The sequence below is a fragment of the Salinimicrobium oceani genome (assembly GCF_012037645.1).
The window spans coordinates 1-402 of sequence record NZ_JAAVJR010000855.1 but is presented as its reverse complement, the minus strand read 5'-3'; the positions used below and the strand labels follow the sequence as shown (position 1 = coordinate 402).

The 402-nt window shown below is 42.5% G+C and carries 1 protein-coding gene; it reads left to right on the top strand.

The window, feature by feature from the left end; genetic code table 11:
* On the top strand, positions 1-402 hold a 402-nt coding region (locus HC175_RS19730), incomplete at both ends, for a pseudouridine synthase (protein ID WP_168139809.1).

Genomic DNA, 402 nt, shown 5'->3' with positions numbered 1-402 from the left:
ATGTTTACCTGGCTTTCAACAAACCAGTAGGAATCGTTTGCACCACCAACCCGAAGGACAAGAAGAACATCGTTGACTACATCAATTATCCAACGAGAATCTTCCCTATTGGCCGCCTTGACAAACCCAGTGAAGGTCTTATTTTACTTACTGACGACGGAGATATCGTCAACAAAATCCTCAGAGCGAGAAACAATCACGAAAAAGAATATATAGTCACGGTAGACAGACTTATTTCTGAAGATTTCATCTCAAGAATGGCATCAGGAATTCCCATTTTAGACACCGTAACGAAAAAATGTGAGGTCGAGCAGCTGAGTAAATATGTCTTTAGGATCGTCCTGACTCAGGGGCTCAACAGGCAGATAAGGCGCATGTGTGAATACCTGGGATATGAAGTTG